The 15,577-nt window shown below is 72.6% G+C and carries 12 protein-coding genes and 1 pseudogene; 5 read left to right on the forward strand and 8 right to left on the reverse strand.

What is annotated here, in order from left to right; translation table 11 throughout:
- Positions 1 to 41 precede the first annotated feature (41 nt).
- The 5 genes from G443_RS22840 to G443_RS22860 form a co-directional block, all read right to left on the reverse strand.
- Complete coding sequence (locus G443_RS22840; protein ID WP_026419868.1) at positions 42 to 335, reverse strand: hypothetical protein; 294 nt, start codon at positions 333 to 335, stop codon at positions 42 to 44.
- An 803-nt stretch (positions 336 to 1,138) separates the two neighbouring features.
- Positions 1,139 to 2,422 carry a WXG100 family type VII secretion target gene (locus tag G443_RS22845; RefSeq protein WP_026419869.1) on the reverse strand — a complete coding sequence of 428 codons (1,284 nt, stop codon included), beginning with the start codon at positions 2,420 to 2,422 and terminating at the stop codon, positions 1,139 to 1,141.
- The gene (locus G443_RS22850) at positions 2,419 to 2,727 is read right to left on the reverse strand and encodes a hypothetical protein (protein ID WP_026419870.1); all 309 of its coding nucleotides are present in this window, start codon (positions 2,725 to 2,727) and stop codon (positions 2,419 to 2,421) included. The genes G443_RS22845 and G443_RS22850 overlap by 4 nt, the downstream gene beginning before the upstream one ends.
- Before the next feature lie 331 nt (positions 2,728 to 3,058).
- Complete coding sequence (locus G443_RS22855) at positions 3,059 to 5,560, reverse strand: ABC transporter permease (RefSeq protein ID WP_026419871.1); 2,502 nt, start codon at positions 5,558 to 5,560, stop codon at positions 3,059 to 3,061.
- Between the two features lie 3 nt (positions 5,561 to 5,563).
- On the reverse strand, positions 5,564 to 6,310 hold the full coding sequence (locus G443_RS22860) for an ABC transporter ATP-binding protein (protein ID WP_026419872.1): 747 nt from the start codon (positions 6,308 to 6,310) through the stop codon (positions 5,564 to 5,566).
- Positions 6,311 to 6,757: 447 nt separating this feature from the next.
- Between G443_RS22860 and G443_RS22865 the strand changes: the two genes are divergently transcribed.
- The gene (locus G443_RS22865; protein ID WP_253860275.1) at positions 6,758 to 8,230 is read left to right on the forward strand and encodes a multicopper oxidase family protein; all 1,473 of its coding nucleotides are present in this window, start codon (positions 6,758 to 6,760) and stop codon (positions 8,228 to 8,230) included.
- On the forward strand, positions 8,188 to 8,319 hold the full coding sequence (locus tag G443_RS22870; protein ID WP_253860310.1) for a multicopper oxidase domain-containing protein: 132 nt from the start codon (positions 8,188 to 8,190) through the stop codon (positions 8,317 to 8,319). Before G443_RS22865 ends, G443_RS22870 begins: the two co-directional genes overlap by 43 nt.
- 187 nt (positions 8,320 to 8,506) lie before the next feature.
- On the opposite strand, the pseudogene erm reads toward G443_RS22870, so the two are convergent.
- The 3 genes and pseudogenes from erm to G443_RS25205 form a co-directional block, all read right to left on the reverse strand.
- Positions 8,507 to 9,280: pseudogene (gene erm, locus G443_RS22875) on the reverse strand (23S ribosomal RNA methyltransferase Erm); the annotation flags it as partial.
- Between the two features lie 665 nt (positions 9,281 to 9,945).
- A complete protein-coding gene (locus G443_RS22880; protein WP_026419873.1) occupies positions 9,946 to 10,605 on the reverse strand; it encodes a response regulator transcription factor in 660 nt (219 codons plus the stop codon).
- Entirely contained in the window at positions 10,602 to 11,774 is a 1,173-nt protein-coding gene (locus G443_RS25205) for a sensor histidine kinase (RefSeq protein ID WP_308208874.1), read from the reverse strand. Before G443_RS25205 ends, G443_RS22880 begins: the two co-directional genes overlap by 4 nt.
- Positions 11,775 to 12,086: 312 nt before the next feature.
- Here G443_RS25205 and G443_RS22895 point away from each other — a divergent pair, with 312 nt between their 5' ends.
- From G443_RS22895 to G443_RS22905, 3 genes are all read left to right on the forward strand, one after another.
- A complete protein-coding gene (locus G443_RS22895; RefSeq protein WP_026419875.1) occupies positions 12,087 to 12,305 on the forward strand; it encodes a DUF5957 family protein in 219 nt (72 codons plus the stop codon).
- Between the two features lie 113 nt (positions 12,306 to 12,418).
- A complete protein-coding gene (locus G443_RS22900; protein ID WP_245588897.1) occupies positions 12,419 to 13,831 on the forward strand; it encodes a multicopper oxidase family protein in 1,413 nt (470 codons plus the stop codon).
- 237 nt (positions 13,832 to 14,068) lie between these two features.
- The gene (locus tag G443_RS22905; RefSeq protein WP_026419876.1) at positions 14,069 to 15,517 is read left to right on the forward strand and encodes a WGR domain-containing protein; all 1,449 of its coding nucleotides are present in this window, start codon (positions 14,069 to 14,071) and stop codon (positions 15,515 to 15,517) included.
- Positions 15,518 to 15,577 lie beyond the last annotated feature (60 nt).

Here is a 15,577-nt window from a genome sequence, read left to right on the forward strand (position 1 = left end):
GCCTGTCGTCTCCAGCTTCGGCCCGTGGGCCGTTCCCCGCCCTACGAGGCGTGCCGCCGCTGGTCGGGGTCGGACAGGACGCGGTGGGCCGTCCACCAGCGCACCTCGTCGTGGCTGTCGGGCGTGTGCTCCAGCGCGTTCACCAACCGTTGACTACGCGAACGGGTGAGTCCCAGCCGCACCGCGGTGGGGGGCGGTTCGGTGTGGTCGCCGTCGGCTGGTTCCCCGGTGGCGATCAGGTAGGCGAGCCCGGGCGGAACCCGTAGGGCGCGGCCGGCCCGCTCGTAGTCGTGCCCGGCGGCGAGCAGGGCACGGGTCTGCTGCTGTGTGGGCATCTCGCTCCCAGTTGGCGTCGTCGGGGGAGTGTCACCTTGACACCTGCCCTGCCCGGTGCGAAGCGGCGCTAAACACCGCTCCTCGCCATCGGGTGGCGGGACCGGGCCGTGGCGGGCCCCGGTGGGGGAGCGGGAGGGGGAGCGCGAGGGGCGGCGCCGTCCGGCGCGGCGGAGGGCGGTGACCCGGCCGTGACCGGGTGCTCTCCCACCCGGCACGGCTCGCGCCGGCGACGCGGAACACCAGGGCAGCGGCTGCCGGACCGGCGCGGTGGCGGAACCGGATCCGGGAGGGGACATCACCTGACGGGGGCCAGTGGAATGCCGTGGACCGGTTCCCGGCGGGTTGATTTTTCCCTTTCCGCCGGTCTGGGGACATCGACGATGCCCGCGCCACCCACGGTCGGACGCCGCTCCGCGGAACGGTCCTGGTACGGCTAGATACGTGGTCGCCTGGTGGGACCCGTGTGCTCACGGTGGCCAGTGATCGGCGTCATCGCGTGCCCGTTGGTCGTTGTCGGGCTTGTTCCGCCGATCCCGGGAATCGTCCGCGCGAATCGAGGGCAGGCGGACGACAAGGGGCTCGCGGTGGCCGGCGCCGCCCTCTCCGCCGTTCGACCCGCCCCGTGCGTGAGGTGGGTGGTCGCCGTGGACGACGCCGGGGAGCGGGTTCGCGCCCTCTCCTCGTCCACCCTGGTGCGGCGATCCAGCCCGGAGAGGTCAGGGGCAGCGGGCGGCTCGGACCCGGGTGGTGCCCGGTGGCCAGCCGCGCGGTGCGGCGGCCACCGGATCCCGGTCGCGGGGGCTCAGGCCCAGGGGTTCAGCCCGGAACGGTCCGGTCGCACCCCGTCGGTGTCGGGGACGAACCCGCCCCGGTCGACCTCGGACTCGTCGTAGTCGTCCAGGGTCGTCGTCCCGCCGTGGCCCACCTGGTCGCTGTAGGCCAACCGGCCGTCCTGGCTGATCACCACCATGTCCCCCTGGTCGACCGACTGGCGGACCTGGCTGGCGATCTGTTCGGGACTGGCGTTCGGGTTGGACGTGCCGATCTCCCGGCCGCGTTCGTTGTTGTACAGGTCCATCGCCTCGGGGTACCGACCGTTCTCGGGTTTCCGTTCGTGCGCCGTGGCGAAGGCCTCGGACCACTCGGCCCCGAATTCCTGGGTCATCCTGGCGTTCCAGTAGGCGTGCCGGAAGGCGTCCACGTGGTTGTGCGTGGTGTTGTCCGGGTCGCCGAACTGCTGTTCGCTCACGACGTAGGCCTCCTGCTGGAGGCGGTACCAGGTGTACATCTCGTCCGGCCGCAGCTGGAGGAAGAGGTCCAGTTCCTCCTGGGTCCACTTGCTGCTGGGCACCGAGAACCCCAGCCTCTCCAGGATGGGGTTGATGACGTCGACCAGCTCGGGTGGTGGGAAGTCCACCAGCTCGTACTCGGACGCGGCGACCTGGTAGCGGTTGAGGATGTCCTCCAACGACTCGCGGCCGTCGGGTGTCAGCGCCACCACGTCGTCGCCGCCGAGGGAAATGCTCCGCAGCTCCGCCGCCGCGGCCCGGTTCTCCTGGGCCAGTGCCGTGAGGAGGGTCGCGGCGGCCGTCGCGACGCGCCTGGTGGCGACGGCGAACTCGTGCAGCGCCTCCTCGTCGTCATCGGGAACGTCGGCGGCGCGGGCGGCGAGGTCGGCCACGTTGTCGAGGATCGCGGTGTGGTCCTCCTTCGCCGAGGCCAGGTTGGTGGACAACGAGGAGAGCACCCCGGCGGCGCGGGTGAACAGCTCCGAGTCCTGGAGCAGCGCGGACCGCTGCTTGGTGATGGCGCCCACCGCCGAGGACGCGGCGGAGCCGGTCCACGCGGCCTCCAGCTCGCTCGCCGCCGAGGACAGCCCGTCGGAGGCCGCCGTCTCGGTGGCCTCCGCCGTTCGCGTGCAGCTGATCCGCAGGTCCTCGATGGCCTCCGCGTCACCACCCAGCTCGCCGATCTTGGCCGGCAGGTCCCCGAGCACCGAACGGACGTTGTTCCCGCTGACCGAGCCGGCGATCGAGCCGAGGCTCGCCGCCCGGTCCTCCAGCTCCTCCACCGCCACCTGGCTCACACCGACACCCCCTTGCCGTCGAAGGCGCGGGCGCGTTCGTCGTCGATGTCGGTGTAGGTCTCCGAGCTCCGCCGGACACCCTCACCGAGCTCGCCGACCCGCTCGGAGTGCCCGAGCAAGGTGCCCGCCAGGTTGCGCGCCAGGTCGTCGAAGGCCTCCGCGCAGTCCGAGGTGGTGAACGCGCCACCCCCGCCGCCGGTGCCGGACTTCCACGAGCGGCACACCGCGTCGAGGTCCTCGGACAGGGTCGACAACGAGTCACCCACGGCGGCCAGTTCCTCCTCGGCCACCTCGAAACCGGACATGGTCACCTCTGTCGAGTTCGGTGTCCCAGCCCCCTGAGCGGTCCCGCCGCACAGCGCCCCCTGACGTGGGATGGACCGCCGCTCTGGCACGGAACGAGTAGTTATCACAAGCAGTATCACTGGCCGTGTGCGGCGGCGAGGCCGCACCCCGGCGAAACCGGTCGTTCGGTGAGCCTCCCCGGGGGGAACCGCTCAGTGATACGACCGAGCCGACGGCCCACGGATCAGCCATTCCCGGGAGGTGCCGGCCGGCCCGGTCCCGGCACGGCGAACGGGTGTCGGCGGGACGAACCCGCCGACACCCGCACCGGAGAGGACCGCCGCCGTGGCGTCAGTCGTCCGCGAGCGCCTGCATCGGGGAACTCCTCGCGGCCTTGCGCGCCGGGATCAGCGCGGCCAGCAGCGCCATCGCGATCATCGCGACCAGCACGGCCCCCAACTGGCCCCACGGGATGGCCATCATGGGCACGTCGGAGAGCGCCGAGGCGACCATCGCCGCGTAGGCACTGCCCAGGGTGATCCCGATGACCGTGGCGTACACGCCCAGCAGGGCGCCCTCCCAGGTGAGCATCGACCGCAGTCGGCCGCCACGCAGCCCCAACGCCCGGAGCAGGCCGTATTCCTGGCCGCGCTCCACCACCGACAGCGACAGCGTGGTCGCCACCCCGACCATCGCGACGATGACCGTGATCCCGACCAGGCCCAACGCCACCAACCGCAGGTTGCCGATGATCTCCTCGAACGCCTCCCGCTCCTCGGCCGGGTAGAACAGGCTGAGGTTCGGGTCGATGGGCACGGTCGCCTCCAGCGCCTGCTGGAGCGCGTCGAGTTCGATCGCCTCGTCCGCCGCGATCAGCAGCCGGAACGGGTCGAGGTCGGGCATGAGGGTGCGCAGGTCGTCCGGGTGGATCGAGACGAACCCGAGCGTGCCCCCCTGCCGGTAGATCGCCTGGACCGTCAGCTCCACGGTCCGACCCTCGGCGCCCACCGTGACCGTGTCACCGACGGACAGGCCGTGGTCGTCGGCCACCCGCTGGTAGAGCGCCACCGAACCCTGGCCCCACTCCGAGAAGTCCCCGGAGGCGATGTTGCGGGTGAGGTTGGGAATCGCGGGGACGTCCACACTGGACACCCACTCCTCCACGACGTCCGTCCCGTAGTCCACGTCCAGCGGGGTCTCCCAGAGGGGCGTGACGGCGCTGACACCGGGCGCGGCGGCCAGGTCGTCCACCAGCTGCTGGTCGAGCAGCCCGTCAACCTCCTCCTGGTTGGAGAAGTCGCTCACCATCGCGTCAGCGGGCATCGACGCCCGCAGCTGCTCGTCCGCGCCGGCCTGCATGCTGCTCAACCCGACGAGCACGGCGCTGACCAGGGTCACGCCGAGGGCGAACACCGAGGCGGTGGTCGCCGAGCGGCGCGGCGCGCGACCGGTGTTGCGGGCCGCCAACCGACCGGCGATCCCGCCCGCCGCCCCGGCCGGCCTCTCGACCAGGCGCGTCATGATGCGCACCAACAGCGGTCCGGCTGCCAGCACGGCGCCGAACAGCAACACCCCGGAGGCCATGACGGCCAGCACGAACAGTTGGCCCTCGTTGGTGCCCATCATCAGCCCCAGGGCGAGCAGACCCAGCGCCCCCAGCAGGAGCAGGACGCCGAGGGTGGTGCGCAACCTGCCTACCCGGGACTCGCTGTCGGCCAGCGGAGCGGAGCTCATGGCCGCCACCGGGGGGATCCTCGCGCCCTTGATCGCGGGGAAGACCGCGGCGACCACGGAGAGCAGCACCGCGGCGAGGACGCAGAGGAGCAGGCTCGGTACCGACACCGTCAGCGGGGGCATGGTGGCGGTGACGAACAGGTCCGCGATGGCCAGCCCGGCCGTGCCCGCGCCGACGGCGGCGAGGGCACCGCTCAGCCCGGCGAGGCCACCGGAGATGACCGCCTCCACCAGCAGCGCGCGCACGATCTGCCCGGGATGCGCGCCGATGCAGCGCAACATGGCGGTGCGCTGGCGGCTGCGCGCCAGCAGGATGCGGTAGGTGGAGGCGACGATGATCGCCGCCGCCAGCATCGCGATCACCACGAAGATCGACAACACCAGGAAGATCGAGTCGGCCTGCCGGGCGGCGGACCGCATGTCCTCGTCCCGGACCTGTTGACCGGAGTTCACCAGCACGGAGGTGCCGAGGTCGTCCTGGATGGCGGACACCAGGTCGCCCTCGTCCTGGCTACCGGCCACCAGCAGCTGGTAGAACCCGTCGGTCTCGGACCAGTCGGCGAAGGTGTCCTCGCTGGTCATCACGCTGTAGCTGCCCTGAGGGCTGTCCCGCACCAGACCACTGAGGGTGGCCGTGACCGTCTTCTGGTCCGCCTCGGTGTAGAGGACCACCTCGAACTGGTCGCCGATCGCGAAGTCCAGCTCCTCGGCCAGCGAGCGGCTGAGCAGCACCTCGTCGGTACCCGGAGCCGACCCCTCCTCCACCGTGTGCATCGCCAACGGGCCCTCGACGGGGGAGGTGCGCAACACGTAGTTGTTGCGCCCGATGGCGATGGAGACCCCGCTACCGGACGGCGCGACCTGGTCGACGCCCGGCATGGCCGCGACCCGTTGGATCTGCTCGTCGGTGAGCACCCACGGTTCCTCGACGGCGTCGACGACCGCGTCGGTCTCCTCGCTCACCGAGACGGTGCTGCGGATGAACTCGTCGCGGAGGGTGTCGGTGAACAGCATGGTGCCCGCCGCGAAGAACGTGGCGATGGCGATGGCGATACCGGTCAGCAGGATCCGCGAGGGCCGCTGTCGGATCTGCGCGAGTGATGCCTTGCCCAGTCCCATCGTTCACCTGCTCAGTTCGTCGAGGGCGGCGAGCACGTCCTGCCGGGACGGCCGGCGCAGCTCCCCCGCGATCCGACCGTCGGCCAACAGCACGACCCGGTCGGCCGCCGCCGCGGCGGAGGGGTCGTGGGTGACCATCACGATGGTCTGGCCGAAGTCCCCGGTCGACCTGCGCAGGAACTCCAGCACCTCCCGGCCCGACGACGAGTCCAGGTTGCCGGTCGGCTCGTCGGCGAACACCACGTCCGGCCTGGTCGCCAGTGCCCGGGCGATCGCCACCCGCTGCTGCTGACCGCCGGAGAGCTGCGACGGGCGGTGCCCCAGCCGGGGGCGGATGCCGAGGATGTCGATGACGGTCCTCAGCCACTCCTGGTCCGGCGAGCGGCCGGCGATGCTGAACGGCAGCAGGATGTTGTCCTCCGCCGTGAGCTCCGAGAGCAGGTTGAACTTCTGGAAGATGAACCCGATGCGGTCCCGCCGCAGGTCGGTGAGCTGCCGTTCCCGCAGGGAGGTGATCTCGGTGCCGCCGACGGTGATCGACCCGCTGGTGGGCCGGTCCAGACCGGCCATGCAGTGCATCAGCGTGGACTTGCCCGAGCCCGAGGGACCCATGACGGCGGTGAACTCGCTCTCGGCGACGCCGAGGCTGACCCCGCGCAACGCGTGCACCTGGGTGTCGGCGCTGCCGTACACCTTCGACACGTCGGTGGCCGCCACGATCGTCCCGGTGGCGGTGGTGGTGGATGACATGGTGTTCCGTCCTTTCGTCCGTGTTCTCCCTTCGTCGAGTCGCCTCAGCCGGTCGGGCGGCTCCCTCCGCGCGCGCGGGGGGCAGCGGACCTGGGGGACCGCCCCGGTGGGGTGCTGGCTCCGTCCGGACCGCGTCCGTGCGATGACGGGCCGTGCCAGGCCCGTGGACCGGTCGCCTCGGGCATCCGGAACGCGGTGGTTCCGGGAACCGGGCCGGTGGTGGTGGCGGAGCGCATCGTCGTCCTTCTCGATCGGAGGGGTCGGTGTGCGTACAGCCTGGCCGTGAACCCCTGTCCCGCAGATCAGCCGAACGGCCAGGCACGGGAGGCCCCCTCGGCCGAAAGTCGTAGCCAGGGTTGTCACCGAGCCACCCCAGGACCGGGACCAGGGGCCTGCTCCGGGGCCTTCCCGACGTCGACCAGGCCCTCCGACCGGTTGGCTGAGGGGGTGAGAAGAACTCCCCAGTCCCCGCAGTCCCGGCGCCGGTGGCCGCGCCCGCGCACCGTGGTGACCGCGCTCCTGGCGCTCTCCCTCGTGGGGGTGATCCTGCTCGCGGCGGGCTTCGCGATCGGCTACCAGGTCGTGCGGCGCGACAACCTGGGCCAGCTGGACTTCGCGACACCGCTGGTCGTACCACCCCTCCTCGAACCGGAGACCGACGAGGAAGGCCGCCAGGCCTTCGACCTGCGGCTGAGGACAGGGGCCTCCGAGCTGCTGCCCGGCACGCGGACGGTGACCTGGGGGGTGAACGGGGACCACCTCGGCCCGACCCTGCGGATGCGGCGCGGCGACCACGTCGCCGTGCGGGTCACCAACGAGCTCTCCGAGGCGTCCTCGCTGCACTGGCACGGGATGCGGGTCCCGGCCCGCATGGACGGGGGACCCCACCAGGAGGTCCGGCCCGGTGGGGTGTGGATCCCGGAGTGGATGGTGCGCCAACCCGCGGCCACCCTCTGGTACCACCCGCACCCCCACGGCCGGACGGCCGAGCACGTCTACCGGGGTCTCGCCGGCATGATCATCGTCGAGGACGAGCGGACCGACTCGCTGACGTTGCCCTCGGAGTACGGGGTGGACGACGTTCCCCTCATCGTGCAGGACAAGGACTTCGACGACGCCGGCCAGTTCGACCTCAGCGGCGGCGGCGGGGTGGGCATCCTCGGCGACGAGATCCTGGTCAACGGGACCCACGACCCGCACTTCGAGGTGACCGCCAGCCGCACCCGCCTGCGGGTGCTCAACGGGTCGACCGCCCGCGTCTACGACCTCGGCTTCGTCGACGGCCGGCACTTCCAGGTGGTGGCCACCGACACGGGCCTGCTGCCCGCACCCGTGGAGCGGGACCGGGTGCGGCTCTCACCGGGCGAGCGGGCGGAGATCGTGGTCGAGATGGACCCCGGAGAACGGGCGGTCCTGCGGTCCTTCCCCGGCGGCCTGGACGCCGGCTTCTTCCAGGACAGGTTCTCCGGTGGGGACGACACGTTCGACATCATCCAGCTCCGGGCCGCCGACCGGCTGCGGGAGTCACCACCCGTTCCCCGGGAGTTGGGCAGCGAACCCGTCGTCGAGCCGCCGCCGGGCGCCACCGTCCGCGCCTTCGAACTCTCCGGGACCTCCGAGATCAACGGGCGGCCGATGGACATGGGTCGCGTCGACGAGGTGGTGCCGGCGGGCGCCACGGAGATCTGGGAGGTCAGGGGGAGCGGTTCACCCCACAACTTCCACATCCACGACGTCAGCTTCCGCATCCTCGACGTGGACGGCGCCCCGCCCCCGGCGTGGCTGGCCGGACCCAAGGACACCGTCTACCTGCCCCCGGGGCCCTGGTGCGGCTCGCGGTCGACTTCGGGACCGAGGTGGACGAGGAGGTGCCCTACATGTACCACTGCCACCTCCTCGCCCACGAGGACGCCGGCATGATGGGGCAGTTCCTCGTCGTGCCACCCGAGCGGGTCGACACCGTGGACCGCACCCTGAACCACCCGAGCGGTGGGCACTCCCACCACTGACAGCCCGCACCGGCCGGGGCGGTCCGGGGTCACCCCCGACGTCGACGCCCCCGCCAGCCCGCCCCACTCCCGTCGGAGCCGCCAGGGCGGTGGCGTGGCACCGCACGTCCCGGCCGGCTCGCGCCGCCGGCCGCCCCGCCGGGCTGGGGGCGGGCGCCCGGTCGGCGCGGCCGTCCCGGAACATCCGGTACAGCTCGGCCCACTGGCGGGAGGTCAACCGCCGGGGCAGGCCGCCCTCGTCGAGCGACTCGGCGCGGAGCCAGTCCCGCAGGCGGGCGGCGGGAACGCGGCCGTTCGTCACCCGCCGCAGGATCGCGGGCAACCCAGCCCCCCTGCTGGTGAAGACCTCCCGCACGAACGCCTGGTACGGACCTCGGTCGTCCTCCGGCAGCAGCGGACCGGGCCGACGCCGGATCCGCAACACACCGGCGTCCACGCTCGGGACCGGCCGGAACGCCCGGGCCGGAACCCGGTCGACGAGGTCGAAGTCGAACCACGGCCAGTGCGCGGCGGTCATCATGGTCGCCCCGCCCACCCCGGCGCGCTTCCTGGCCACCTCCCACTGGAGCACCAGCACCGCCGTGTGCCAGGTCGCCCCGTCGTCGAGCAGGCGCCGCAGCAGCGGAGTGGTCAGGTGGAACGGCACGTTGGCCACCACGACGTGCTCGACGGTGGGAGCCCGGTGCCGGAGGAGGTCGCCCCGGACGACGCGGGCCGAGTCGCCCAGCCGGGCGGCGAGGCGGCGTGCCCGGGACGGGTCGAGTTCGACGGCGGTCACCGGGCGACCCAGGCCGACCAGGGCCGAGGTGATCGCGCCGTCACCGGCGGCCAGCTCCAGGACGGGACCTGGCGCGGCCGACGCCGCCAGCTCGGCGATCAGCCGGACGACGGCACGGTCGACCAGGAAGTTCTGGCCGAGTTCGTGCCGCCCCCCGACGGGACTGTGGGAATGGGAGGACACTGCTGCTCCTGCGAGGACGTTGGTGGGGACGTCCGGCGGCGACGACGGCACGCGCGGACGGGAGAACGTCGGAACAGACGGCGGCGTGGTCCCACTGCCACGGGCCCGCGGCTCGGACCCGGTGGTGGTCAGGCGGAACTGACCACGGTCCGGGTGGAACGCGGGGGCGCGAGCGGTACGAAGGGCGACACCGCCGTCAGGCGGTGCGCAGCCTCACGAAGAAGGAGGCGGAGAAGCAGGACATGGCGCGAACCGTAGGCTCCGCCCCCCGCCGGAGTCAACGCGATTCCCGTCAGAGGACGGCCAACGCCTCCGGGACCTCGTCGGTGCGCTCCGGAGCGTGTCGGTGGGAGTCCCGGTCCGGAGCGCGTGGGTGGCGTGCGGAGCGTGATGGCGGGGGCTCAGGCGCGGATCGCGGCTCGCGTGGGCGGCGCGACCCAGGCCCCGCCGCGACCGGCGGGCGGCCTTGAGGGGGACCGCCACCGACCCCCATGCCGTCGGCGCGCGCTCTCGGCGCACTGTCCGCATCGCGGAAAGGAGCGGTGGCCCCGCACCTGGCCAGCCGTAGCGGGACGTGCCGGGTGGGAGAGCTACCAGGCTTCGGTCCACCCGCGTTCACTCCGTCGTGCCGCCGGTACTCCGGTCCGCCCAGCCGGACCCGGTGCTCACCGGCCGCCGGGGCGGACCAGGCCGCTCTCGTAGGCGAGGGTGACCAGCTGCGCGCGGTCCCGGGCGTCCAGCTTCGTGAGCAGCCTGCCCACGTAGGTCCGCGCGGTCGCGGGGCTGATGAACAGCGAGGCGCCGATCTCCTGGTTCGACAGCCCCGCCGCGATCTCGACCAGCACCTCCCGTTCCCGGTCCGTCAACGTCGCCACCAACTCCGGCCTCGTCACGGCCCGGTTCGCCGCGACCTCCGCCATCACCCGGCGCGTCACCGACGGGGACAACAACGCCTCGCCCGCCGCGACCAGGCGGACCGCCCTGCGCAGGTCCTCGGCGCCGGTGTTCTTCAGCAGGAACCCGGCCGCGCCCACCCGGATGGCGTCGAAGATGTGCTCGTCGACGTCGAAGGTGGTCAGCACGATGACGCCGACCCCGCGCAGCTCCTCGTCCGCGACGATCCTGCGGGTGGCCTCGATCCCGTCCATCTCCGGCATCCGCACGTCGACCAACACGACGTCCGGTCGTTCCCGCCGCACGACACGCACCCCACCCGAGCCGTCCTCGGCCTCCCCGACCACGGTGATGTCCTCGCCCCGTTCCAGCAGGGCCCGCAACCCGGCCCTGACCAGGGGCTGGTCGTCCACCACGACCACGCGGATCACGCGACCACCTCCCTGGGCAGCCGGGCCGTCACCAGGAACCCTCCCGAAGGCGCGCGCCCCAGCTCGACCGAACCCCCCAGCAGGCCGACCCGTTCGCACATGCCCCGCAGGCCCTGCCCCGCGCCGTCCCGGTGGCCGCCGCCCGGTCCCCGGCCGTCGTCCCCGACCTCCACCCACACCGCCGTCTCCTCGTGCCGGACCACGACCTCGGCGTGCCGCGCGTCGGCGTGCCGTAGGACGTTGGTCAACGCCTCCTGGACGACGCGGAGCGCCGTCGTCTCCACCACCAGCGGCAGCGGGCGGGGAGTCCCCTCGACCCTGGTCCGGACGGTGAGACCACCGTCGGAGACCGACGTGACCACCCGGCCCAACTGGTCGAGCCCCGGCATCGGCGACCGGCCGTCCCCCTCGGCGGGGTCCCGCAGCAGGCCCAGGGTGGCCCGCAGCTCCCGCGAGGCGTCGTCGCTGGCGGATCTGATCGCCCCGAGAGCCGACCGAGCCGAGGCCGGGTCGTCCGCCAGGGCCTCCGCCGCCACGTCGGCCTGGAGCGAGACGACCGCGATCGTGTGGCCGAGCACGTCGTGCAGGTCCCGCGCGATCCGCAGGCGCTCCGCCGCGACCCGGCTCTCCGCCTCCCGCTCCCGTTCCACGGCCGCCGACAGCGCCCGTCGCCGCGACTCCCACCGCCACCGCCGCCGGGCCCGCACCGCGTCCCCCAGGGCGATCGCCGCCGCCATCACCCCCACCGAGCTGGCGAGTTCGTAGCCAAGCAGGTAGCCGACGTCCTCGCCCTCCCGGAGCCGGAAGAACGAGCTCACCGCGAGCAGCACCGCCGATGTCACCACCGCGATCCGGGCCCGGCCCGCTTCCGCGGCGGAGAACAACGCGGCGGCCAGCGGGATCGCCAGACCGATCGGGGGGAAGTCGGCGATGTGGTAGGCGACGACCCCGGTCGCCGTCGCGGCCAGCGCCAGCAGGGGGAAGGGGCGGCGGACCACCATCAGCGCACCCAGGCCGGCGGCGAAGAGGTACGCGGTGACGTCCGGGCCCCTGCTCCCACCCAGGTCCGCCGTGATCGCCACCGCCACCACCGCGGTGACGGCGGCCCCGAGCAGGCAGTCCACCGCCAGCGCGCCCGGGCCGTCCGGCGGCCCGGGGCAGCGATCCACCCCCCGTCGGTCCCCTCCGCCGCCGGTTCCGGTGGCCAGCCCGTGCCGTGGCGGATCCCCGGGTGCGTGGGTCCGGCGGCCACGGGTTCCCGCCCGGAACCCGGTTCGTCACCCGACGCGGAATCGCTCACCTCGCGGAGTGTAGGCAGTGCGCCCGACCGGGACAGTCGTCCAACGTCGCCCGCCGACGACGGGTCCGGTCGACCTCCGGGTACGTCGAGAAGCGACCAGGGGAGGCGTCCTCAGGCCGACGACGCGCGGCCCGGCCCGACCTAGCGTTCCGCGCCGTGATGCCGAGGGAGAGGACGTCGGGTGCGAACCGTGGGGATCGTGGTGCTGGGCCTGTTCGCCGGGTGGATCGCCGGCTTCCTGGTGGGCGAACTGCTGGCCAGGACGGCGCAGGTGACCGGTTACCAGGGCGGGCCGCTGGTGGTGGTGGTCGGGCTGGCTCCCCAGGTGGGGTCGCTGCTGGGCGTGGTGGTCGCGGTGCTCGTCGACTCGCGCCGCCGTCGGGACGGCTCCGGGAGGTGAGCCGGTTCGCGGGTCGGGGGTTCCCTCGCGGCCCCCGTCCGTTCCTGGTCGCCCTTCTCGTGATCGCCGTCGCCTCCGGGTGTTCCAGCCTCGGTTTCGGAGGAGAGGAACCCGTGGACACCGTCGGACAGGTCGACTTCGCACGGCCACTGGCGGTGCCACCACTGGCGGAGTCCCACCTGGACGGCGATGGCCGGCGGGTGTTCGACCTCGTCGCCCAGGATGGCGAGCGTGAGTTCGTCCCCGGGCTCAGCACTCCGACGCGGGGGTTCAACGGCGATCACCTCGGGCCGACGCTGCGGGCACGGCAGGGCGAACGGGTCGCAGTGCGGGTCCGCAACGACCTCGACGAGGTGACCACCGTGCACTGGCACGGGATGCGCCTGCCCGCCGCGATGGACGGCACCCCGCACCAGGCGATCGAACCGGGGGAGACCTGGGAACCGACGTGGACCGTCGACCAGCCCGCGGCGACGCTCTGGTACCACCCGCACCCGCACGGTGAGACGGAGAAGCAGGTCTACCAGGGCCTCGCGGGGCTGTTCCTCGTCGACGACCCCGAGGAAGCCGCCCTGGACCTCCCCCGGGAGTACGGGGTGGACGACATCCCCCTGGTCGTGCGGGACGTCCGGCTTGACGGCCAGGGACGGCTCGACCGCGAGTCCCGCAACCCGATGGGCGTCCTGGGTGACACCGTGCTCGTCAACGGCACCGCCGGCCCCTACCTGGAGGTCGAGGACGAACGGGTCAGGCTGCGCCTGCTGAACGCCTCCACGGCCCGCGTCTACGACTTCGGGTTCGCGGACGACCGCGGGTTCGCGCTGGTGGGCACCGACGGAGGGCTGCTGGCCGCCCCGCACCGCACTACCCGGGTGCGGCTCTCACCCGGGGAACGAGCCGAGATCGTCGTGGACCTGGTGGCGGGCGAGTCCACCGTTCTGCGTTCCACCCCTCCTGACCTGGGCACCGGCGACGCGATGACCGGCCGGGTCGGCGGCCGGGACACCCTCGACATCCTCGAGATCCGGGCCGCTGGTGACCTGCGCCCCGCTCCGCCGCTGCCGGACACCCTCGCCGACATCCCACCACCCGATCCCGCCGAGTCGGTCACCACCCGCGAGTTCGTGTTGAGCGGCAGGCAGATCAACGGCGGGTCGATGGACATGTCCCGGGTGGACGAGGTGGTGGTCCGCGACACCGCCGAGACCTGGGTGGTGCGCAACGACCACAACCAACCCCACAACTTCCACGTCCACGACGTGCGGTTCCGGGTCCTCGACCTCGACGGGGACCCACCACCTCCGCCGCTGTCCGGGTGGAAGGACACCGTGTACGTGCCGCCGGGCGGGGAGGTGCGCCTGCTGATCCGGTTCGGCCCGCACACCGACCCCGAGGTGCCGTACATGTACCACTGCCACCTGCTGCTGCACGAGGACCTGGGCATGATGGGGCAGTTCCTGGTCGTCGAACCGGGGCAGGAGGACACGGTCGGCACGCTGCTGGACGTCGACCACGACCACGGGTGAGGGGCGGTCCGAGCGGTTTCGGGCGGCATTCCTCGAGGCCCGCCGGGAGCCTGCCGCGGCCACCGGAACCGCCCCGGCCCCGACCGACCAGCGCGGTCCGACGGGCGTGCCGCCGCGGGATGGCGACACGCGCCGTGACGATCACGTGTCGGTGGCCGCTCCTATGGTTCGGCCCATCAGCTACGGCGAGCCGAGGCCACCGCCCGGCCCCACCCCACGAACCCCACGGAGCACGCGATGGCCAGCAGCGCCGACCAGACCACGTACCTGGAACTGTCCGAAGAGGGCGGCGGCGCCCACAAGTTCTACGAGGTGCGGATCAGCGGGACCGAGGTGACGATCACCTACGGGCGGATCGGCGAACGCGGCCAGGTGCGTTCCAGCGCCTACGCCACCGAGGAGAAGGCGGCGGCCGCGGCGGCGAGGAAGATCGGCGAGAAGGTCCGCAAGGGGTATGCCCCAGCGGTGCGGGGGGTGCGGCAGCGCCGGGCCATCACCCGACGGGAGATCGTGAGCACCCGGTCCACGGCCCGGCAGGCCCCCGTGTTGTGGCGTTTCGCCTCCGGCGCCCCGGCGTTCGGCATCTTCGTCAACGACGAGCAGGCCTGGGTCGGCAACGAGAAGGGTGACGTCTTCACCCTCGCCCACGACGGCACCGTCACCGGCCGCTACGGGTTACCCGACGGCGTCAAGTGCATCGTCGCCGACGACTTCTGGATCTACGCCGGCTGCGACGACGGCCGGGTCTACGACCTCGGCGGCAAGATCCCGCACGTGGCCTACGAGATCGCCGAGGACGTCGACATCTACTGGCTCGACGTCAACGACGGTGTGCTCGGGGTGTCCGACCGCCAGGGTGGCATCACCACCGTCGACCACGAGGACGAGTTCCAGTGGCGGCGCACCAGCTCCGGGAACTACGCCTGGATGGTGCGGTGCGACGACGACGGCGTCTACCACGGGCACTCGGGCGGCGTCACCCGCTACGGCTCCCGGGACGGCCAGCCCGTGTGGCACACCGACACGCGGGGCAGCGTGCTCTTCGGCTGGCAGGAACGCGACGACGTCTACGCCGGCACCTCCTTCGGGTCGGTGTACCGGATCGACAAGGCCAGCGGTGCCGTGCGCAACCACTACCGGTGCGACGCCGCCGTGTTCTCCTGCGCCACCTCCCCGGACGGGCGGTACGTCTTCGCCGGGGACAACCACTCCTCGGTGTACTGCTTCGCCGCCGACGGCACCCGGCTGTGGAAGCTGGGCACCGGCTGCGGTTCCGCCTACTCGATGCAGTACCACGACGACCGGCTCTACGTCGTCACCACCGACGGCTCGCTGGCCTGCATCGACGCCAGTGAGCAGGCGGTCACCGCCGCGAAGGAGGGGCAGCTGCCCCGGACCGAGGACATCAAGGCCACTGGGTGGGAGCGGGTCACCCCGTCGACCCGCCTGGAGACGGTGCGGCGCTCCGCGAGCACCAGCGGCCTCGCCGGCGTGGAGGTCGAGTGCGTCCAGGAGGGGGGCCGGACCCGGGTCCGAGTCCTGACCCCCGGGTTCGACCCGACCTGGCGAGTGCAGTTCCCCAAGGACATCCGCGAGGTGGGAGCCCGCTACCTCGTCGCCGAGGTGCACGAGTCCGGTCGAGGCGGCTTCTACCGGGCGCGGGGCGAGATCAAGCGCCTCCTCTGACCAGCGCGGCGAAGGCACGCTTCCCGGTGTTCCTGTCGCCGGCCCCGGGTACGGGCGCGG

The sequence above is a fragment of the Actinoalloteichus caeruleus DSM 43889 genome (assembly GCF_000429185.2).
Taxonomy (GTDB): domain Bacteria; phylum Actinomycetota; class Actinomycetes; order Mycobacteriales; family Pseudonocardiaceae; genus Actinoalloteichus_B; species Actinoalloteichus_B caeruleus.